19 protein-coding genes are annotated in these 19,173 nt (G+C 71.6%); 15 read left to right on the top strand and 4 right to left on the bottom strand.

Features of this window, described 5'->3' with window-relative positions:
* Window positions 1–16: 16 nt before the first annotated feature.
* The 4 genes from OHB13_RS12695 (at window position 17) to OHB13_RS12680 (ending at window position 2,901) form a co-directional block, all read left to right on the top strand.
* Complete coding sequence (locus OHB13_RS12695; protein ID WP_266856674.1) at window positions 17–547, top strand: winged helix-turn-helix transcriptional regulator; 531 nt, start codon at window positions 17–19, stop codon at window positions 545–547.
* A gap of 98 nt (window positions 548–645) precedes the next feature.
* Window positions 646–960, top strand: coding sequence for a DUF6412 domain-containing protein (locus OHB13_RS12690; protein WP_266856676.1), 315 nt, complete (start codon window positions 646–648; stop codon window positions 958–960).
* A 103-nt stretch (window positions 961–1,063) separates the two neighbouring features.
* Window positions 1,064–1,828 carry a YidC/Oxa1 family membrane protein insertase gene (locus OHB13_RS12685; RefSeq protein ID WP_266856678.1) on the top strand — a complete coding sequence of 255 codons (765 nt, stop codon included), beginning with the start codon at window positions 1,064–1,066 and terminating at the stop codon, window positions 1,826–1,828.
* Between the two features lie 215 nt (window positions 1,829–2,043).
* Window positions 2,044–2,901 (top strand): fumarylacetoacetate hydrolase family protein, encoded by an 858-nt coding sequence (locus tag OHB13_RS12680; RefSeq protein ID WP_266856680.1) that lies wholly within the window; start codon window positions 2,044–2,046, stop codon window positions 2,899–2,901.
* A gap of 182 nt (window positions 2,902–3,083) precedes the next feature.
* Here OHB13_RS12680 and OHB13_RS12675 read toward each other — a convergent pair whose 3' ends face one another.
* Both OHB13_RS12675 and OHB13_RS12670 read right to left on the bottom strand, forming a co-directional pair.
* The gene (locus OHB13_RS12675) at window positions 3,084–4,544 is read right to left on the bottom strand and encodes a DHA2 family efflux MFS transporter permease subunit (protein ID WP_328377160.1); all 1,461 of its coding nucleotides are present in this window, start codon (window positions 4,542–4,544) and stop codon (window positions 3,084–3,086) included.
* 11 nt (window positions 4,545–4,555) lie between these two features.
* Window positions 4,556–5,260, bottom strand: a complete 705-nt coding sequence (locus tag OHB13_RS12670; protein WP_328377159.1) for an NADPH-dependent FMN reductase — start codon at window positions 5,258–5,260, stop codon at window positions 4,556–4,558.
* Between the two features lie 127 nt (window positions 5,261–5,387).
* On the opposite strand from OHB13_RS12670, the gene OHB13_RS12665 reads away from it, so the two are divergent.
* Window positions 5,388–6,065 carry a TetR/AcrR family transcriptional regulator gene (locus OHB13_RS12665; protein ID WP_328377158.1) on the top strand — a complete coding sequence of 226 codons (678 nt, stop codon included), beginning with the start codon at window positions 5,388–5,390 and terminating at the stop codon, window positions 6,063–6,065.
* Window positions 6,066–6,205: 140 nt separating this feature from the next.
* Here OHB13_RS12665 and OHB13_RS12660 read toward each other — a convergent pair whose 3' ends face one another.
* Window positions 6,206–7,291: a Gfo/Idh/MocA family protein gene (locus OHB13_RS12660; RefSeq protein WP_328377157.1), complete on the bottom strand. Its 1,086-nt coding sequence runs from the start codon at window positions 7,289–7,291 to the stop codon at window positions 6,206–6,208.
* A gap of 68 nt (window positions 7,292–7,359) precedes the next feature.
* On the opposite strand from OHB13_RS12660, the gene OHB13_RS12655 reads away from it, so the two are divergent.
* The 10 genes from OHB13_RS12655 (at window position 7,360) to OHB13_RS12610 (ending at window position 18,281) form a co-directional block, all read left to right on the top strand.
* Entirely contained in the window at window positions 7,360–8,559 is a 1,200-nt protein-coding gene (locus tag OHB13_RS12655) for an ROK family transcriptional regulator (protein WP_328377156.1), read from the top strand.
* A gap of 130 nt (window positions 8,560–8,689) precedes the next feature.
* Window positions 8,690–9,700, top strand: a complete 1,011-nt coding sequence (locus OHB13_RS12650; protein WP_328377155.1) for a hypothetical protein — start codon at window positions 8,690–8,692, stop codon at window positions 9,698–9,700.
* A 108-nt stretch (window positions 9,701–9,808) separates the two neighbouring features.
* Entirely contained in the window at window positions 9,809–10,570 is a 762-nt protein-coding gene (locus OHB13_RS12645) for a GntR family transcriptional regulator (protein WP_328377154.1), read from the top strand.
* A 143-nt stretch (window positions 10,571–10,713) separates the two neighbouring features.
* A complete protein-coding gene (locus tag OHB13_RS12640) occupies window positions 10,714–11,835 on the top strand; it encodes a TIGR03364 family FAD-dependent oxidoreductase (protein ID WP_328377153.1) in 1,122 nt (373 codons plus the stop codon).
* A gap of 11 nt (window positions 11,836–11,846) precedes the next feature.
* Complete coding sequence (locus tag OHB13_RS12635; RefSeq protein WP_328377152.1) at window positions 11,847–12,536, top strand: phosphonatase-like hydrolase; 690 nt, start codon at window positions 11,847–11,849, stop codon at window positions 12,534–12,536.
* Entirely contained in the window at window positions 12,533–13,807 is a 1,275-nt protein-coding gene (locus OHB13_RS12630) for an ABC transporter ATP-binding protein (RefSeq protein ID WP_328377151.1), read from the top strand. The genes OHB13_RS12635 and OHB13_RS12630 overlap by 4 nt, the downstream gene beginning before the upstream one ends.
* The gene (locus tag OHB13_RS12625; protein WP_328377150.1) at window positions 13,800–14,675 is read left to right on the top strand and encodes a 2-aminoethylphosphonate ABC transporter permease subunit; all 876 of its coding nucleotides are present in this window, start codon (window positions 13,800–13,802) and stop codon (window positions 14,673–14,675) included. Before OHB13_RS12630 ends, OHB13_RS12625 begins: the two co-directional genes overlap by 8 nt.
* Entirely contained in the window at window positions 14,662–15,459 is a 798-nt protein-coding gene (locus OHB13_RS12620) for an ABC transporter permease (RefSeq protein WP_328377149.1), read from the top strand. Before OHB13_RS12625 ends, OHB13_RS12620 begins: the two co-directional genes overlap by 14 nt.
* A gap of 81 nt (window positions 15,460–15,540) precedes the next feature.
* Window positions 15,541–16,602 (top strand): 2-aminoethylphosphonate ABC transporter substrate-binding protein, encoded by a 1,062-nt coding sequence (locus OHB13_RS12615; protein WP_328377148.1) that lies wholly within the window; start codon window positions 15,541–15,543, stop codon window positions 16,600–16,602.
* Window positions 16,603–16,787: 185 nt separating this feature from the next.
* Window positions 16,788–18,281, top strand: coding sequence for an alkaline phosphatase family protein (locus OHB13_RS12610; RefSeq protein WP_266856705.1), 1,494 nt, complete (start codon window positions 16,788–16,790; stop codon window positions 18,279–18,281).
* A gap of 89 nt (window positions 18,282–18,370) precedes the next feature.
* Here OHB13_RS12610 and OHB13_RS12605 read toward each other — a convergent pair whose 3' ends face one another.
* The gene (locus tag OHB13_RS12605) at window positions 18,371–19,150 is read right to left on the bottom strand and encodes an HAD-IIA family hydrolase (RefSeq protein ID WP_328377147.1); all 780 of its coding nucleotides are present in this window, start codon (window positions 19,148–19,150) and stop codon (window positions 18,371–18,373) included.
* Between the last annotated feature and the right edge of the window lie 23 nt (window positions 19,151–19,173).

Genomic DNA, 19,173 nt, shown 5'->3' with positions numbered 1-19,173 from the left:
GGAGTAGGGTGGGCGTATGGCACTGGGTAAGGACTACGCGGCACAGCAGTGCTCCATCGCACGGGCGCTGGAGGTCATCGGCGAGCGCTGGACACTCCTCGTCGTGCGCGACGCCTTCTACGGCGTGCGCCGGTACAACGACTTCCTCGCCCACCTCGGGATGCCGCGGGCCGTCCTGGCCGCCCGCCTCCAGGCGCTCATCGAGGCCGGTGTCCTGGAGAAGCGCCGCTACCAGGAGTCCCCGCCGCGCGACGAGTACGTACTGACCGAGGACGGTGTCGCCCTCTGGCCCGTCCTGCGCTCCCTGGGGGTGTGGGGGCGCGACCACGTCCCGGGCACGCTCCCCATGCGCACCTTTCACCACGCCGCCTGCGGTACCGAGCTCGGCGCGTACGGCGAATGCCCGGCCTGCGCCCTGGCCGTACCGCCGGGCGATGTGGAGATGCGCCCGGCCGCGGGGCTTGATCCGGAGCCGGGCAACCCGGTCGGTCGTGCGCTCCTTGAGCCCCGGAGGCTGCTGGAGCCGATCGAAGCGAGTCGTGTATAACGGCTGGAGATACGTTTTCAGCATCAGCAAGCATTCAGAGTGCAGTGATCAGCGCATTCAGCCGCTGCGCGGACCGGAACAGGAAGGGGGTGGGAGACATGGCCGCTCGGCTCATGCGTCTGTCCCGCCCCGCCATGGCGCTGTTCTTCTTCCTCCTCGCCGAAGCACTGCTCGCCGAGAGCGGCACGCTCACCTCCGCCGTCGCACTGGCCGCCACCGCCGCGGTCGGTTCCGCGGTCGCCGCCTTCGCGCTCATCGCCTCGCGCACCGCGCCCGCCGTGCCGCGCACCCGGATCCGTACGGCCATCCGCGACCGTGAACGGCGTACGGCCTTCCTGCCGCAACGCGATCCCGACGCCTCGGGCAGGCCCAGGCCCCGAGCACCCGGCCGTCCCGTCCCGACGGCCGCGTAGGACACCCCTCCGCCCCACGTACCACCCCAGTTTCCGCTGCGGTCCGTCACGCCGACATGTCTTCCTGTCCGGCCCGCGACGAGACCCCTCGGAGGGTTTTCCCGTGTTCTCTTCCGTCTTCGCAGCGTTCGCCAGCCTGGTCACGCACCTCGCCGACCTGCTCCAGCCGCTCTTCCACGGGTCGGCGACCGCCGCCGCGATCATTCTGTTCACCGTCTGCGTACGGCTCGCCGTGCACCCCCTCTCGCGGGCCACGGCCCGGGGCCAGAAAGCCCGCACCAAACTCGCCCCGCGCGTGGCCGAACTGCGCAAGAAGCACGCCAAGGACCCGCAGAAGATGCAGAAGGCCATCATGGAGCTGCATGCCGAGGAGAAGATCTCCCCGCTCAGCGGCTGCCTGCCGAGCCTTCTCCAGATGCCCGCCTTCTTCGTGACGTACCACCTGTTCTCCAGTCCGCAGATCGGCGGCTCGTCCAACTCCCTGCTCGGTCACACCCTCATGGGCAGCCCCCTCGGCGGCCGGCTGCGGGACGCGATCGGGCACGGCGGGCTCCTCGGCGAACAAGGCGTCATCTACCTGGTGCTCTTCGCGATCGTCACCGCCGTGGCCACCTTCAACTACGGCCGTACCAAGCGGATGATGGCCGCCTCTCCGACCCCCGCCGCCGAGGGGCCCGGAGCCGGTGTGATGGGCGCGATGAGCAAGGTGATGCCGCTGATGTCGTTCATGACGCTGCTCACGGTGTCCTACGTGCCGCTCGCGGCCGCGCTGTACGTCGTCACCAGCACCACCTGGACCGCCGTCGAGCGCGCCTTCCTCTACCGGGACACGATGCCCGCCGCGGCAGCCGTCGCCAGCCCGATGTAGCGGTCCCGCCGATCCCCGTGCAGGGGGCCGTCCGACCGGGCGGCCCGGCCTCCGCACCGGCCTGAGCTGCGGCTCGGCCGGGCGCCATCGCGGAGCCCGGCGGTCCACCTTGTGAACGGGGTCTTGCGGCCTGGACCTCGAACTTGGAGGATCAGCCAATCCCCCGATGGCCGCAACCCATCGGCCGGACCGGTCCAATCGTTGGGAGACTGACCATGAAGCTGCTGCGTGTCGGAACGGCCGGGGCCGAGCGCCCCGCACTGCTCGACGCCGACGGAACCCTCCGTGACCTCTCCGCGCTGGTTACGGACATCGACGGAGGGCTGCTCGCCGACCAGGCGGCGCTCGACCGGATAAGGGCCGCCGCCGCGGCCCGTGTGCTGCCCGCCATCGAAGGCGACGCGCCGCGGATCGGGCCGCCGGTCGGCCGGATCGGCAAGGTCGTCTGTATCGGGCTGAACTACCACGACCATGCGACGGAGACGGGTGCGGCCATCCCCGCCGAACCGATCGTCTTCATGAAGGCGCCGGACACCGTGGTCGGCCCCGACGACACCGTGCTCGTACCGCGCGGCAGCGAGAAGACCGACTGGGAGGTCGAGCTGGCCGTCGTCATCGGGCGTACGGCCCGTTACCTCGGGTCGGCGGAGGAGGCGCTCGGCCATGTCGCCGGGTACACGATCGCGCACGACGTATCGGAGCGGGCCTTCCAGATCGAGCGCGGCGGCCAGTGGGACAAGGGCAAGAACTGCGAGACGTTCAATCCGCTCGGCCCGTGGCTGGTGACCGCCGACGAGGTGGCCGACCCGCAGGCGCTCCCGCTGAAGCTGTGGGTGAACGGCGAGCTGAAGCAGGACGGCACGACCGCCGACCAGATCTTCCCGGTCGGTGAAGTGGTGCGGTACCTGAGCCACTTCATGACGCTGTACCCGGGCGATGTCATCAACACCGGTACGCCTGCCGGGGTGGCGATGGGGCAGCCCGAACCCAAGCCCTATCTGCGGGCCGGGGACGTCGTGGAGCTGGAGATCGAAGGGCTCGGACGGCAGCGGCAGCCGCTCAAGGACGCGTAGCGGCAGGTCCGGCCGCCTGCGGGCCGTCTGCGGGGGCTCGGGCCTGTTACTGGATGGCTGCGGGCGGTCCGGTCTGCTGCTCCGGACCGGCTGCGGGCCGGTGGGCGGCCACCGGCCCGCGGGCCGCCCCCGCTGGGCGTCGGGCCCCCGGTTGCACGCCCCCGGTCGTCACCCCGCCCGGCTCAGGCCGGGGTCCTCCGGTCCGGGACCGGCCGGCGGAGCGGTTCCGCCGGACCCTCCGCGGGGGCGCGGCGGCCCTTCGGCAGCAGCAGTGCCGGTACGGCTGCCAGGGCCAGCAGCCCGACCGCCCACCAGTAGGTGAACTGGAAGGCGTCCGCCCGTCCCGCGCCGCCCGGCGGACCGGACGGGCGGGACGCCAGCAGGACCGAGACCAGCGCCGTACCGGCCGATGTGCCGACCTGCGAGACGATGTTCAGCACCGTGCTCCCCGACGGCACGTCGTCGGGGGCCAGCCCGCGGGTCGCCACCGTGTTGACGGGCATCATCACCATGCCGACGCCCGACCCCATCACCAGCATCGCCGCGCACAGCCGCCAGTACGGCGTGTCAGGACCGACCTGCACGGCGAAGAGCGACAGGCCGAGAGCGGCCACCGCGGTGCCGGAGACCACGATCAGCCGCGGGGACACGCGGTCGGTCCGCCGGGTCGCGATCTGCATCGAGATACCGACGGCGACCGCGAGCGGGATGCCGAGCAGCCCGGCCCGGGTGGCGCTCAGGCCGCGCGCCGTCTGGTAGTACATCGGCGTGAGCAGCATCGAGCCGAAGTAACCGCAGGGGAACAGGAGCATTGTGGCGATCCCCGCGGCGAACGTACGGTCGCGGAACAGCCGCAGCTTCAGCAGCGGATACCGGGCGGTCAGCCCGCGTACCACGAACCCCGCGGTCAGCAGCAGCCCCGCGACGGCCGGCAGCAGCGCCCCCGGTGAGGTGAGGCCGGCGTGCGCGCCGCCGGTGGAGAGGCCGTAGATCAGCAGGGCGAGACCCGGCGAGAGCATCAGCAGTCCGGGTACGTCCAGCGGCTGCGACGGCTGCGGCTCGTCGCGGCGCAGCAGCCGCGCCGCGAGCACCAGGGCCACCGCGCCGATCGGCAGGTTGACCAGGAAGATCCAGTGCCAGGACGCGGCGTCGATCAGCCAGCCGCCGAGTACCGGACCGCTCACCGGCCCGATCAGTACGGGGATGCCGAGCAGCGCCATCGGGCGGCCCATCCGTTCGCGGTCGGCGGCGCGGACGACCATCGCCATACCGACCGGCATCAGCAGACCGCCGCCGAGCCCCTGGACCACCCGGAAGAGCACCAGCGTTTCGATGTTCCAGGAGAGCGCGGCCAGCCCGGAGCCGAAGGCGAAGAGGGCGATGGCGGTGAGATAGGTGCGTTTGGCGCCGAAGCGGCGCATGGCCCAGGCCGCGAGCGGGATGACGGCGGTGAGCGCCAGCGTGTAGCCGGTCGACACCCACTGGACGGTGCTGACCGGGGCCCCGAACGCGACGGCGAGCGGGTGCAGGGCGACGTTGACGATGGTCACGTCCAGCACGGCCATGACCGAGCCGACGATGACGACGGTGAGGATGCCGGTCAGTCCGGGAGCCGCTCCGGCGCGGAGGTCTGCGGTAGGCATGGCAGGCCCGGTCAGCTGCCGTACGGGTGGTCGGCGCGGGCGGTGCGCAGCGCGCGGCCCCACCAGACCAGCTGGTCGACCATGCCCTTGGCGGCGCCCGCGCAGACCGCCTCGTCGAGCGGCTTGCCGTCCGCGCCGAGCCCGGACCACGGCCCGTGCAGGCTGACGGAGTCCCGCACGGTCATCGCGTGCAGCTCGGCGAAGACCTGCCGCAATTGCTCGACCGCGCGCAGCCCGCCGCCGAGCCCGCCGTACGAGACGAAGCCGACCGGCTTGGCCTGCCACTGGCTGTAGTGCCAGTCGATGAGGTTCTTGAGCGAGGCCGGGAAGCTGTGGTTGTACTCGGGCGTGACGACGACGAACGCGTCCGCCCCGGCCAGCCTCGGGCTGACGTCGCCCAGCGCCGCCCGGGTCTCCGCAGAGGTGGCGGGCAGGCCGTCCCAGCCGGGCATGTGCACCGGGAGTTCCAGCTCCGCGACGTCGACGACGTCCAGCTCGATGTCCGTACGGTCGCTGACGGCGCCGGTGAACCAGTCGGTGACCGTCGGCCCCAGACGGCCGCCCCGGACGCTCCCGACGATGACGGCGACCCGGAGGGCGGAGTCCCGGCGGACGCCGCCACCGGCGGGAGCGGACCCGGGAGCAGTCCCGGCGGCGGCCCCGGCGGCGGCCCCGGTCCGGGAAGCGTTCGCAGTCTCTATGTCGGTCTCGGGCATGGGAGTCCCCCTGGGCGTCGTGTGATGGGGCCGCGTTCTGCGGCCACATCCAGTAAGCTACAACGCGCGTTGTGGAAATTGCAACGCACGTTGTAGATATGGTGATGCCCATGATGAAGGAGCGCCGATGACCAGCACGGGTACCGGAGGGAAGGCGGTGGCCGCGCCGCGCCGCGCCAGGACGAACAAGGCGGCGTCGATCTCGCACGCCGCCTGCGAGGTGTTCGGGCGGGACGGTTACTCGCGCGCGAGCATCGACACGATCGCCGCCGAGGCCGGCGCCTCCACTCGTACCCTGTACAACCACTTCCCCGGCGGGAAGGAAGAGCTCTTCCGTACGGTGGTGCAGTGGAGTTCGGGCCAGGTGCGGGATGCTCAACTGGCCCTGCTGAAAAGGTATCTGGACGTGGACCGGCTGCCGCGCGCGGCGGATCTGGAGCGGGACCTGCTGGCTCTCGCCCGTGCCTGGGTCGGCCTGATGGCGGAGTTCCGCAACCACTTCTCGCTGGTGCGGCACATCTACGCGGAGGCCGGACACGTCCCGGCCGAGGTCCTGGACGCCTGGCAGGAGGCCGGGCCGCGTGCGGTGGTGCGGCAGTTTGCCGTCGCGATGGCCGCGCTGGACGCGGCGGAGCTGGTCGATGTGCGCGGCGACCCCGCACAGGCCGCCGCGCACTTCATGACGCTGACGTCGACCGACATCGTGCACCGGTCGTACTGGGGCATCAGCCCGCTGCCCCCGGAGGAGACCGACCGGATCACGGCAGTCGGGGTGCAGGTCTTCCTGCGGGCGTACGGCCGCTGATCCGGTCCGGGCCGTACGAGTGCGTCCCGGCCGGAGAGTGCGTCCGGGCCGGGGCGCATCCTGTCCAGCGAGCGCGAACAGCCGTTCCGGAAACGGGCGTTGGCCATTGCCCCCCGTACGGCCGGGTGGTCAGGCGGCGCTCACAGCTCCACCGTGACGCCGTCGCGCGCGGAGGTCCGCGCGGCCTCGATGACGTCCAGCGTCGCCGCCGCCTCGGCCGCCGTGACCGGCGGCAGGCCGCCGTCGCGCAGGGCCTTCGCGACACCCGCGTAGTACGCCGGGTAGTCGCCGGGCAGGGTCGGTACGGGCGAACCGCCGCCCGTCAGCGGGGACTCGCCCGCACCGATGCGGCCCCACAGCGACTCGGGCTCCACGCCCCAGTGCGCCGTGGTCGCGGGGCGCGCGCCCTCGCGCAGCGCCGCCTCCTGGGGGTCGAGCCCGTGCTTCACATAGCCGGCTGCCGAGCCGAGCACCCGGAAGCGCGGGCCGAGCTGGGCGGTGGTGGCGGAGGCGTACAGATGGGAACGGACGCCGTTCGCATGGGTGAGGGCGATGAAGGTGTCGTCGTCGGCGCGTGCGCCGGGGCGGCGGACGTCCGACTCCGCGTACACCCGGACCGCCGGGCCGAAGAGGGCCAGCGCCTGGTCGACGATGTGACTGCCCAGGTCGTAGAGGAGCCCGCCGATATCCGACGGGTCGCCGGACTCGCGCCAGCCGCCCTTGAGCTGCGGGCGCCACCGCTCGAAGCGGGACTCGAAACGCTGGACCTCGCCCAGCCGGCCGTCGGCGATCAGCTCCCGCAGGGTCAGGAAGTCGTTGTCCCAGCGGCGGTTCTGGAAGACGGAGAGCAGCAGGCCGCGTTCATCGGCGAGCGCGGCCAGCTCGCGGGCCTCGGCGGCCGAGCCCGCGAGCGGCTTGTCCACGACGACCGGCAGCCCGGCCTGGATCGCGGCGGTCGCGAGCGGTACATGCGTCCGGTTCGGGGACGCGATCACGACCAGATCCAGCTCGTCCGCGTACGGCCAGAGCTCGTCCGGGGAGCCGGCGAACCGGACGCCGGGGAACTCGGCGCGCGCCTGCTCCCTGCGCTCCTCGTTCGAGGTGACGACGGTGTCGAGAACCAGGCCGTCGGTGGCCGAGATCAGCGGTGCGTGGAAGACGGAACCCGCGAGGCCGTAGCCGACGAGTCCGACGCGGAGCGGGTCCGCAGTCGTGCGAGCGGTCATGCGAGCAGTCATGCCAACCACTTAAGCAACGGTGTTGCCAAAGTGCAAGTGTGCCGCACAATGGGGGCGTGAACAGGAGCGAAACCGCCGGGTCCGGCGCCAATTTGCCCGCGCTGCGCAGCCACAACGCGGCGCTCGTGCTCGAACTGCTGCGTACGGCGGGGGAGGCCGGCATCAGCCGCCTCGAACTCGCCGAACGGACCGGCCTCACCCCGCAGGCCGTCAGCAAGATCACCGCGCGGCTGCGGGCGGACGGTTTCGCGGCGGAAGCGGGCCACCGGGCCTCCACGGGAGGCAAGCCGCGCACGGTGCTGCGGCTGGTGCCGGGCGCCGCGTACGCGGTCGGGCTGCATCTGGACCGGGACCGGGTGAGCGCGGTGCTGGTGGACCTGGCGGGGGCGGTCGTCGCCGACCGGAGCACGGAGCTGGACTTCGGGGCGGGCGCCGACGCGGTGGCCGGGGCCGCGGCCGATGCGGTGTCCCGGGTGGTGGCCGATGGAGTGTCCCGGGTGCGGGCGGGCGAGGTGCCACGAGTGGCGGCGGGCACGGGCGGGACGGATGCCGTCGGCGGCCGGCCCGCGGTCCTGGGCGTCGGGGTCGCCGCCCCCGGTCCCCTCGACCACGACACCGGGGTGCTGCGCCGGGTCACCGGATTCCCGCAGTGGAACGGCTATCCGCTGCGCGACGCGCTCGCGGAACGCCTCGGCCTGCCTGTCGTCCTCGACAAGGACACCAACGCGGCCGCCCTCGGCCTGGCGCTGCGTGGACCGGGCGACTCGTTCGCCTATCTGCATCTCGGGACCGGGCTCGGCGCCGGTCTGGTGCTCGGGGGCGCGCTCTACCGGGGGCCGCGTACCGGCGCCGGGGAGTTCGGGCACCAGACCGTGCAGCTCGACGGCCCGCTGTGCGGCTGCGGCGGCCGGGGCTGCGTCGAGGCGCTCTGCCTGGCCGCCGTCGCCGGGGGCGACCACGCGGCCGCCGCGCGCTTCCTCGGTGTCGGCGCGGCCAATCTCGTACGGCTGCTCGACGTCGACCGGGTGCTGCTCGGTGGCCGTACGGTGGACGCCGCCCCGGATGTCTTCGTACGGGGCGTGGGCGCCGTACTCGCCGAGCGGGCCCGGCACGCGGGCGGCGCGGAGGCGGTCCCGGTGGCGGCGGCGGGTGGTGGGCGACGGCTCGTCGCCGAGGGGGCGGCACAGCTGGCGCTCGCCCCGGTGTTCGGGCACTTCGGGCGGGCGGCGGTGCCGTTCAACGCCCGTAGGACTTGATGGCAATGGGCTGATCAGGTGGGAAGGTCCGGGGCATTCGGCGGTACGTGGTCGTGGCGGGCCCGGCGGGGCGGCGTAGTGCGGTTCGGTGTACGGAGCCCGGACCTACGCGATCAGCAAAGGCGTCCCCATGCGACTGCGCAGTGCCCTCCCCACCGGAGCGGCCCCGGCCGCCGCCACCTCTGCTCTGGCCGCCCTGCTGCTGCTTGCGGCCGCGCCACCGGCCATCGCGCAGGACGTCACCGCGCGGAACGCCGCTGTCCGGGACGGAAGCGACTCCGCGCCCCTCTGTGCCGACCGGGACGGCTCCGCCTTCCCGGTCGAGGCCAGGATCCACGGCGGTCCGACCTCGTACGTGCCCGGCGGCGCGTACGACACCTGGTCGCTCGAACTGACCAACACCTCCGACGGCGCCTGCCAGGACATCCACCCGGTCGTTGTCCTCGTCGACCGGGGCAGGGAACTGAAGGACAGCCAGATCCAGTTGGAGTTCAACGACCCCGCCGCGCACCGCTGGCGGCCCGTGCCCTTCACGACCACCGACGAGGACGAGCACATCGGCCCGTTCGGGGACGGGACCGATGGGACCGATGGGACCGATGGGACCGATGGGACCGATAGGGCGGGCAAGGCGGGCAAGGCCGACGGGGCTGCCGGGACCGACAAGACTGCCGGGGTCGGCGGGTTCGACATTCCGGCGGGGCGGACCGTCTCCGTCCCGGTCCGGCTCGCGTTCGCCGATGGCACCACCCCGGACGACGTCACCGCCAACGCCGCGGTCGTCCGGCGGCACGGCGACGACGGTGACTGGGTCGGAGAATCCGACGACTACCGCTTCGCCATCAACGGCGCCCCGCCCGCCGACCCCACCAGGACGGACGTCCCCGGCGAGCGCGTACCCGGGGAACGCATTCCCGGCCGGGAACACAACGGGGACATCGGCGGCCGGATCGGTGTGGGGCCCGAGGTCGGCCCCCGTATCGGCGCCCACCGTTTCGCCGGTGAGCTCGCCAGGACCGGTTCGCACCGGCTGCGCACGCTGGGCACCATCGCCTGCACCAGCGTCCTGCTCGGCGCGGCTCTGGTCGTGGGATCACGGCGCCCGAGAATCCAGCGCCGCCGGCAGCAGCACATCCAGTAGCGGCAGATCCAGCAGCAGCGCAGCCCGTCGCGGTGCAGCCCGTCGGAGTACAACAGCGGCACCACCGCCGTGGCATGCCCGTTCACCCGGGTCTGGGACCATCGCCCCGTGGACTACCCGCACAGCCAGGCACCTGGCGCACCGATCCGCTCCGGCATCCCGGAGCACGGCCGCATCCCCAAGTACTACGCGGTCAAGGCTCATGTCTCGCTGCTCATGGAGGAGTTGGGCGAGGGCGAGGCGTTGCCCACCGAGCGCGATCTGGCCGTACGGTACGAGGTGTCCCGCGAGACCGTACGGCAGGCGCTGCGCGAACTGGTCCTGGAGGGGCGGCTGCGGCGGCAGGGGCGGGGGACCGTCGTCGCGGGCCCCAAGCTCGAACAGCCGCTGTCGCTGGCGAGTTACACCGAGGGAGTGCGCCGCCAGGGCCGCACCCCCGGGCGCCATCTCATCTCGCTGGACCGTTTCCCCTGCCCTGAAGCGCTCGCCGCCGAGACCGGGCTCGGCCGGGGCGAGCCGGTCTGGCATCTGGAGCGGGTGCTGCTCGCGGACGACGAACGGGTCGGCCTGGAGAGCACCTATGTCGCGGTGGCCCGAGTCCCCTCCCTGGACAGCGAGTTCGACCCCGACTCCTCCTTCTACGGCTTCCTCCGCGACCGGCAGGGCATCGCCTTCGGTGACGCCGACGAGCGGATCGAGACGGTCCTGGCCACCCCGCGCGAGGCGCTGCTCATCGGAACGCCGCCCGCGCTGCCGATGCTGCTGATCCACCGGGTCTCCCGTGACACGGAGGGGCTGCCCCTGGAGCGTGTACGGACGCTCTACCGGGGTGACCGGTTCAGCTTCACCACCCACCTCGCGCCGGGCTGATCCGGGACGCCCGCACCGCGCCCGTACCCGGGCCACTCCGGTAACAGAAACGTAACGGGTCTAGTCCAGACTTGTGGGGCTGTTCACCGTGCCGTTGCCCTGGGGTCGGTACCGGGACACCCGCTCCCAGCAGCGTTGCCGTCGTGAGAGTCATCGTCGTAGGAGCCGGCGTGGTGGGAACCATGCACGCCTGGCACGCAGTGGAACGCGGCCACGAGGTCGTACAGATCGAGCGCGAGACCGAGGCGCGGGGCGCCTCGCTCCGTAACTTCGGGCAGGTGTGGGTCAGCGGGCGGGCAGGCGGGGAGGAGCTGGCGACCGCGCTGCGCGCCCGGGAGCTCTGGGAGGAGATCGGGACGCGGGTGCCGGGCATCGGCTTCCGCGCCACCGGGTCGCTCACCCCCGTACGGAACTCCCTGGAACGGGACGTCGCGGAGGCCGCGTCGAAGCGGGACGACGCGGCGGCGCGCGGGTACCGGCTGCTGACCGCGCAGGAGGCGCGCGAGATCAACCCGGCCCTCCGGGGTGAGTTCGAGGCGGCCCTGTGGTGCGGGCAGGACGCGGCCGTGGAGCCGCGCACCGCCCAACTGGAGCTGAAGAAGGCCCTGCTGGCATCCGGGAGATACACCTACATCGGCGGGCGTGAGGTCCGTGCCGTCGTCGGCCCCGGCTCGGTGCGCGACGACCACGGTGATGTGCACACCGGCGACGTCGTCGTCCTCTGCACCGGGGCCTGGCTCGGCGGCCTGGTGCGCGAACTCGCCCCCGAGCTGCCGGTCCGGCGGGTCCGCCTCCAGATGATGCAGACCGAACCGCTCGGCGAGCGCCTCACCACGTCCGTGGCCGACGCCGACTCCTTCCGCTACTACCCGGCGTACGCCTCTGGGGCCCTCGACGCGCTCAACGCGCAGCAGGCCCAGGACCCGGTGGCCGCCGCACACCGGATGCAGCTGCTGATGGTGCAGCGTGCGGACGGCGGGCTGACCATCGGCGATACCCATGAGTACGAGCACCCCTTCGCCTTCGATGTGCGCGAAGAGCCGTACGAGCACGTCGCCCGCGTCGCCGAGTCCTTCCTCGGGCGCCCGCTGCCGAAGATCCGCCACCGCTGGGCCGGGGTGTACGCGCAGTGCACCGACACCGCCCGCGTCATCCACCGCGAGCAGGTGCGCGACGGCGTGTGGCTGGTCACCGGGCCCGGCGGACGCGGCATGACCTGTTCCCCGGCGATAGCCGAAAAGACCGCGAACGACCTCGGATGGTGAGTGAGTTGACCGTGAACAAGCCGATCAATCTGGTGGTGCTCGACATGGCGGGCACCACCGTCGCCGACGGGGGTCTCGTCGAGCGGGCCTTCGCCGCCGCGGCCCGGCGGATGGGCGCCGAACCGGACTCGATGCTCGACCATGTCCGCGCCACCATGGGCGAGTCCAAGATCTCCGTCTTCCGGCACCTCTTCGGCGATGAGGAGAAGGCCCGGCAGGCCAACACCGCCTTCGAGGAGGCGTACGGCGAGCAGGTCGGCGCCGGACACATCGCTCCCGTCCCCGGCGCACGCGAAGCCATCGAGCGGATGCAGGGCGAGGGCCGGACCGTGGTCCTGAGCACCGGTTTCGCCCGGGCCACCCAGGACGCGATCCTCGCCGCGCTCGGCTGGCAGGACCTGGTCGAGCTGACGCTCTGCCCGGCCGACGCGGGCGGTCGCGGACGGCCCTACCCGGACATGGTGCTCGCGGCGTTCCTGCGGACCGGGGCTGTGGACGGGGTGGAGCAGCTCGCGGTCGCGGGCGACACCTCGTACGACATGCTCAGCGGCGTACGGTCCGGGGCCCGTGTGGTGGCCGGTGTCCTCACCGGCGCCCACGACCGCGGTCAGCTGGAGCAGCACGGCGCCACCCATGTCCTGGGCTCGGTCGCCGAACTGCCCGATCTGCTGGCACGGTTGGCCCCGCCGGTGCAGATATGACCAGCAGCACCAGCACCACCAGCGGCATCCGCTTCGACGGGGTCTCGGTCGCGTACGGCGCCAAGGGCAGGAGCGGCGGGACCACCGTTCTGGACTCGCTGGATCTGACCGTCGAGCCCGGTGAGGTGATGGCCCTGCTCGGCCCCTCGGGATCGGGCAAGACCACCGCCCTGCGCGCCGTCGCCGGCTTCGTCCAGCCCGTCGCCGGGCGGGTCCTCATCGGTGGCCGCGACGTGACACAACTGCCCCCGCACCGGCGGGGCGTCGGCATGGTCGTCCAGCAGTACGCGCTCTTCCCGCACATGCGCGTCGAGGACAACGTCGCCTTCGGCCTGCGGGCGCAGAAGGTGTCCAGGGGCGAGATCCCGGAGCGCGTCGCCGAAGCGCTCGGGATGACGGGCATGGCCTCCTACGCCAAGCGCTACCCGCGCGAACTCTCCGGCGGCCAGCAGCAGCGCGTCGCCATCGCGCGGGCCCTGGCCATCCGGCCCGGGGTACTGCTTCTCGATGAGCCGCTCTCCGCACTCGACGCCCAGCTGAGGTCCGGGATGCTGGCCGAACTGGCCCGGCTGCACCGTGAGTTGCCCGAGGTGTCGATCCTCTACGTCACACACGACCAGGTCGAGGCGCTCACCCTGGCTGACCGTATCGCTGTGATGGACCGTGCCCGGCTCCAGGACTGCGGGACCCCGCAGGAGCTGTACCGCCGCCCCCGCAGCGAGTTCACCGCCTCCTTCGTCGGCAACGCCAATCTCCTGCCGGTCACGGTACGGAGCGCGCCAGCGGGCGCCGACGGCGGCGCCGTGGTCTCCTTCGCCGGTACGGAGCTGACGGTGACCGGTACGGACGGCGCCGCCGCAGGCGCCACGGCCACCCTGTGCGTACGCCCGCATCTGGTCGGGCTCGGCGAAGGCCCGAACGCCCTGCGCGGCAGGATCGCCGAGGTCCAGTGGCGCGGCTCCACCCACCGGCTGCTCGTCGACCTGGACGGTCACCGGGTCAAGGCCGATGTGCGCGAACTGCGCGAGACCCCGGCGCTGGGCGACGCGGCGACGCTGCACTTCGCCGCCGAGGACGCGGTGCTGCTCACAGCAGGCGTGACAGCGGGGGAGACACCGGACGGGACACCGGGCGGGTCACCGGGCGGGTCACCGGTCGGGACGGCAGCGGTTACCGCCACACCGGACCCGACGACACCCGGCGGTATCGCCGACAGGGCCGCAGGGGCATCAACACCGGCGAACGCGGGCGCGGGAGCGTCCGATGGCTAGCGCCACAGCGGTCGCGGCGACCGCCCGGACCGCCCCCGCCGCGCCCCGTTCACTGCCCCGCTGGATCTGGGCGCTGCCGCCCGTCACCGTGCTGGCGCTGGTCTTCCTCTACCCGCTGGCGCTCGTCGTCCAGCAGTCCTTCACCCCCGACACGGGCGGCGTGTCCGTCGCCCCGTACACCGAGGTCTTCGCATCCGACGCCTTCCGCCAGGCGCTGACGACGACCGTCTGGCTGGCCGTCGGCTCCACCGTCGGCTGTCTCGTCCTCGGCTTCGCGCTCGCCGTGGTGATCGCTTTCGTCCCCTTCCCCGGTGGGAAGGCGGTCGCCCGGTTCATCGACGTCTTCCTCTCCTTCCCGTCCTTCCTGATCACGCTCGCGCTGCTCTTCGTCTACGGCTCGGTCGGCATGGCCAACGGCGCCTGGACGGACATGACCGGCGCGCACCAGGGGCCGTTCCAGTTCCTCACCACGCCGTGGGGCGTACTCCTCGCGGAGATCACCTACTTCACGCCGTTCGTGATGAGGCCACTGCTCGCGGCCTTCTCCCAGCTCGACACCGCGCAGCTGGAGGTGGCCTCGTCGCTGGGCGCCGGCCCGGCCCGGATCGTGCGGCGGATCATCCTGCCCGAGGCGCTGCCCGCGCTCGCCGCCGGCGGCAGCCTGGTGCTGGTGATGTGCCTCAACGAGTTCGGCATCGTGCTCTTCACCGGAGCCAAGGGCGTGACGACCCTGCCGATGCTCGTGTACAGCAAGGCGATCCTCGAATCCGACTACCCGGCCGCGTGCGTGGTCGCCGTCGTCAACGTGGCGATCTCCGTCGGGCTCTACTCCCTCTACCGGATGGTGGCGCGCCGTGCTGGTGCATAGCCGTACGGGCAAGTGGACCACCTGGGTCCTCTTCTTCGCCCTCTTCCTGCCCCTGTTCGCCCTGCCGCTCCTGGTGATCCTGCTGGCCTCGTTCGCCACCAACTGGTCGGGGGCCCTCCCGTCGGGCGCGACCGTGAGCCATTACGCGGCCGCCACCAGCGGGGACTCCCTTCACGCCCTGACCACCAGCCTGGTCACCGCCGTGTGCGCGAGCGTGCTCGCGCTGACCATCGGGACCTGGGCGGCGCTCGCCGGGGCCGCACTGAAGAGGCGCGGACGGCGTTTCATGGACGCCCTGTTCATGCTGCCGGTCGCGGTGCCCTCGGTGGTCGTGGGCCTCGCCGTGCTGGTGGCGTTCAGCAAGCCGCCGGTCCTGCTCAACGGCACCTCCACGATCGTGATCCTGGCGCACACCATTCTTGTCACGGCGTTCGCCCACCAGTCGGTCTCGGCTGCCATCCTGCGTCTCGACCCGGTGTACGAGCAGGCCGCGGCCTCGCTGGGGGCCCGTCCCTCGTACGTGCTGTGGCGGGTCAGACTGCCGCTGCTGCTGCCGTCCCTGACAGCGGCGGCCGGGCTCTGCTTCGCCCTGTCCATGGGGGAGTTGAGCGCCACGATGATGCTCTACCCGCCCGACTGGACTCCGCTTCCCGTCCAGATCTTCGCGACCACCGACCGGGGCTCGCTCTTCACGGGCGCGGCGGTCGCCGTGGTCCTCATGGCGGCCACGCTGCTGGTCCTGTCCGGGGTCTCCCGCATCCGGACCAGGGCGTCCTACCGCTGAACCTGCCCCGCCGGCACCCGACTTCACCTGACTCCAGCACCCAGCACTCAGACCCCAGAACCCCAGGAGACACGAAACGTTATGCGCCACTCCATCAAGCCGCTCGCCGCCGTAGCCGGGGCCCTGGTCCTCGCGGGTTCCCTCTCCGCCTGCGGTGGTTCCTCTTCGGCGTCCGACGCCAAGGTCGTCACCGTCTACAGTGCCGACGGCCTCAAGGGCGAGAACAACGACGGCTGGTACGACCGGGTCTTCAAGGACTTCCAGAAGCAGACGGGCATCAAGGTCAATTACGTGGAGGGCGGTTCGGGCGAGGTCGTGCAGCGGGCGGTCCGCGAGAAGTCCAACACCCAGGCCGACGTCCTCGTCACCCTCCCGCCGTTCATCCAGCAGGCCGACGCCAAGGGGCTGCTCCAGAAGTACGCGCCCAAGGGCTCGGGCCAGGTCGCCCCGGCCGACAAGGGGACCGACGGGACCTGGACCTCGGTCGTCAACAACTACTTCGGCTTCGTCTACAACAAGAAGGAGCTCAAGACCGCCCCCACCACCTGGGACGAACTGCTCAGCGGTAAGTACAAGAACAAGCTCCAGTACTCCACACCGGGTGTCGCGGGCGACGGCACCGCCGTACTCATCAAGGCGATGCACGACTTCGGCTCCAAGAAGGCGGCCATGACGTTCCTGGGCAAGCTCCAGGCGAACAACGTCGGCCCGTCCGCCTCGACCGGCAAGCTCGCGCCCAAGGTGGACAAGGGCGAGATCCTGGCCGCCAACGGCGATGTCCAGATGAGCTACGCGCAGTCGAAGACCATGCCGAACCTGGGCATCTGGTTCCCGGCGAAGTCGGGCGGCGGCAGCCCGACCACCTTCGCGCTGCCGTACGCGGCCGGTCTGGTCAGCAAGGCGCCGCACTCGGCGAACGGCAAGAAGCTGCTGGACTTCATGCTCGCCGAGCAGGCCCAGAAGGAGGTCAGCGAGATCGGCGGCGGTTTCTCGTCCCGCCAGGAGGTCAAGGCCACCGACGCCAACGCGACCGCGCTGAGTGCACTGATGAAGGGCGTCGACGTCTTCGCACCCGACTGGAACGACATCTCCAAGAACCTCACGTCGTACGTCGGGGACTGGCAGTCCGCCACCCACAGCTGATCACTGTGGCCACTGAACAACCGCCCGGGAACCGGGTGTTGGTGAGAACTTCACCGCACGCGTCTGGCCGTCAGCGATCTATTGCGAAAAGATAACGGGTCTAGTCCTTTGCTCAACGCCCCTGTCCTGACAGGGCCGTTGGGCTGCCCGCACCCTCAGCACCCCACCCCTCACCGGAGGATCACGTGTCTTCGCAGCTGTCGCGCCGCTCCCTCCTCATCGGCGCCGCCTCCCTCGCCGTCGCGGCGGGCCCCCTCGCCCAGGTCGCCCGCGCCGCGGACAGAAAGCCCAAGGTCCTGGTGATCGGCCTGGACGGCACCCTGCTCAGCAAGATCGAAGTGGCCGACGCACCGCACCTCAAGGCGCTGCGGGCCGCAGGTCTGACCGCGGCATCCCCGCTGTACGCCGCGCCCTTCGCCCCCACGCTCTCCGGGCCCGGCTGGTCGACGATCATCACCGGCGTCTGGCCCGACAAGCACAAGGTGATGGACAACACCTTCGCCGGCCAGAACTTCGCTCAGTACCCGGACTTCCTGACCCGCGTCGAGAACGCCCGGCCGGCCCTCGGCACCTACGCCATCGCGTCCTGGAACCCGATCACCACCACGGTCTTCTCCTCGAAGGTGGACACCCGCGTCAACACCCCGAGCGCCGAGTACGACACCGGGACCACCTCGCGGCTGGTGAGCCAACTCGCCACCGGCAACTCCGACGCGCACTTCGTCCAGCTCGACGGCGTGGACGAGGCGGGCCACGAACACGGCGCCGCCAGCCAGGAGTACCTCGACGCGATCCACGCCGTGGACACCTCGGTCGGGCAGTTCGTCGCCGCGATCGAGGCCCGTAAGACGTACGCGTCGGAGAACTGGCTGATCATGGTCACCGCGGACCACGGCCACACCGACCCCGGCGGCCACGGCGGCTCCAGCTGGCAGGAGCGCCAGACCTTCCTGATAGCGCGGGGCGCCGGGATCGGCGCGGGTTCGACGCGGTACGACATCCGGATGCCGGATGTCGCCGCCTCCGCCCTCGCCCACCTCGGTATCGCCATCGACCCCGCCTGGGGCCTCGACGGCAGGCCGCTCCAGCAGCCGGGAGACGACGCCTTCGACGCGCTCCGCCCCCGGCTGACCGGACCGGTCGACGAGAGCGGCATCGGGGCTGGCGTCATCGGCTTCACCCACACCCCGCCGCCCGGCTGGTCGGTCGACAACTCCGCGATGGGCACCGGCGGGGTCACCGAGTGGCGCGGCTGGTCCTTCACCACCGACGAGTTCTGGACGAAGGCCGAACCGGACCAGCAGCGCGAGTCCAACGTCCGGGCGCGCGGCGTCTTCGCGGTCGCCGACGGGGACGAATGGTCGGACAAGTCCTTCACGGGGACCTTCGACTCGACCCTGATCAGCCCGGCCTACCGGGTGCGGGGCGGGCACCCGGCGACCCTCACGTACACGACGTACTACCGCCAGGAGGCCCCGCAGCGCGGCGAGGTGCTGGTCAGCTACGACGGCGCGGCCCCGGTGAGCGTGCGGACGTACACCGCGGACACCTCGTCCCGCGTCGAGAACCTCACGCTCCAGGTCCCGGCCGGGGCCACCAGCGCGCAGGTGCGGTTCCGCTACACCGGGGGCAACAACTGGTTCTGGACGGTCGACGGGGTCGGGGTCACCGCAGGGTGACGAGCCGGGGCGCCGGTCTCACTGAAGCGGTGAGACCGGCGCCCCCGGGTTGGCCGTCCGATCGGATACGGATACGGGGCGGTGTCCGGTCAGATGAGGTCGACCAGGTCGGCGATGGAGTCCACGACCGTGGTCGGCCGGTACGGGTAGCGGCCGATGTCGTCCTTGCCGGTCAGCCCGGTGAGTACCAGGAAGGTCTCCATCCCGGCCTCAAGTCCTGCCAGCACGTCGGTGTCCATCCGGTCACCGATCATGGCGGAGCTCTCCGAGTGGGCGCCGATCGCGTTGAGTCCGGTGCGCATCATCAGCGGGTTGGGCTTACCGACGAAATACGGGTCCTTGCCGGTCGCCTTGGTGATGAGGGCGGCCACGGAACCCGTCGCGGGCAGGGCGCCCTCCGGCGAGGGGCCGGTGTTGTCGGGGTTGGTGGCGATGAAGCGCGCACCGTTGTTGATCAGGCGGATCGCCCTCGTCAGCGCCTCGAACGAGTAGGTCCGGGTTTCCCCCAGGATCACGAAGTCGGGGTCCGCGTCGGTGAGGATGTACCCGGCGTCGTGCAGGGCGGTGGTCAGCCCGGCCTCGCCGATGACGTACGCGGTGCCGCCCGGGTGCTGGTTGTCCAGGAACTTCGCGGTCGCGAGGGCGGAGGTCCAGATGTTCTCCACCGGCACTTCCAGGCCGATCCGCTGCAGCCGCGCGTGCAGGTCACGCGGGGTGTAGATCGAGTTGTTGGTGAGCACGAGGAACGGCTTGCCGGTGTCCCGCAGCTTCTTGATGAAGGCATCGGCTCCCGGCACGGGGACGCCCTCGTGCATCAGTACGCCATCCATGTCCGTGAGCCACGATTCGATGGGCTTGCGCTCTGTCATGCGGGCTGGCTCCTGGCGGCTCG

Origin of the sequence: Streptomyces sp. NBC_00440 (genome assembly GCF_036014215.1) — a bacterium.
Lineage (GTDB): Bacteria > Actinomycetota > Actinomycetes > Streptomycetales > Streptomycetaceae > Streptomyces.
Note: the sequence above shows the minus strand (reverse complement) of the source record. Positions and strands in the feature narration are given on the sequence as shown.

What these genes read in the sequence shown, in the direction of transcription:
- OHB13_RS12695 (WP_266856674.1), top strand. Translation starts at nt 17, where the DNA reads ATGGCACTGGGTAAGGACTACGCGGCACAGCAGTGCTCCATCGCACGG.
- OHB13_RS12605 (WP_328377147.1), bottom strand. Translation starts at nt 19,150, where the DNA reads ATGACAGAGCGCAAGCCCATCGAATCGTGGCTCACGGACATGGATGGC.
- OHB13_RS12630 (WP_328377151.1), top strand. Translation starts at nt 12,533, where the DNA reads ATGACCAGCAGCACCAGCACCACCAGCGGCATCCGCTTCGACGGGGTC.
- OHB13_RS12690 (WP_266856676.1), top strand. Translation starts at nt 646, where the DNA reads ATGGCCGCTCGGCTCATGCGTCTGTCCCGCCCCGCCATGGCGCTGTTC.
- OHB13_RS12615 (WP_328377148.1), top strand. Translation starts at nt 15,541, where the DNA reads ATGCGCCACTCCATCAAGCCGCTCGCCGCCGTAGCCGGGGCCCTGGTC.
- OHB13_RS12665 (WP_328377158.1), top strand. Translation starts at nt 5,388, where the DNA reads ATGACCAGCACGGGTACCGGAGGGAAGGCGGTGGCCGCGCCGCGCCGC.
- OHB13_RS12675 (WP_328377160.1), bottom strand. Translation starts at nt 4,544, where the DNA reads ATGCCTACCGCAGACCTCCGCGCCGGAGCGGCTCCCGGACTGACCGGC.
- OHB13_RS12650 (WP_328377155.1), top strand. Translation starts at nt 8,690, where the DNA reads ATGCGACTGCGCAGTGCCCTCCCCACCGGAGCGGCCCCGGCCGCCGCC.
- OHB13_RS12680 (WP_266856680.1), top strand. Translation starts at nt 2,044, where the DNA reads ATGAAGCTGCTGCGTGTCGGAACGGCCGGGGCCGAGCGCCCCGCACTG.
- OHB13_RS12670 (WP_328377159.1), bottom strand. Translation starts at nt 5,260, where the DNA reads ATGCCCGAGACCGACATAGAGACTGCGAACGCTTCCCGGACCGGGGCC.
- OHB13_RS12660 (WP_328377157.1), bottom strand. Translation starts at nt 7,291, where the DNA reads ATGACCGCTCGCACGACTGCGGACCCGCTCCGCGTCGGACTCGTCGGC.
- OHB13_RS12625 (WP_328377150.1), top strand. Translation starts at nt 13,800, where the DNA reads ATGGCTAGCGCCACAGCGGTCGCGGCGACCGCCCGGACCGCCCCCGCC.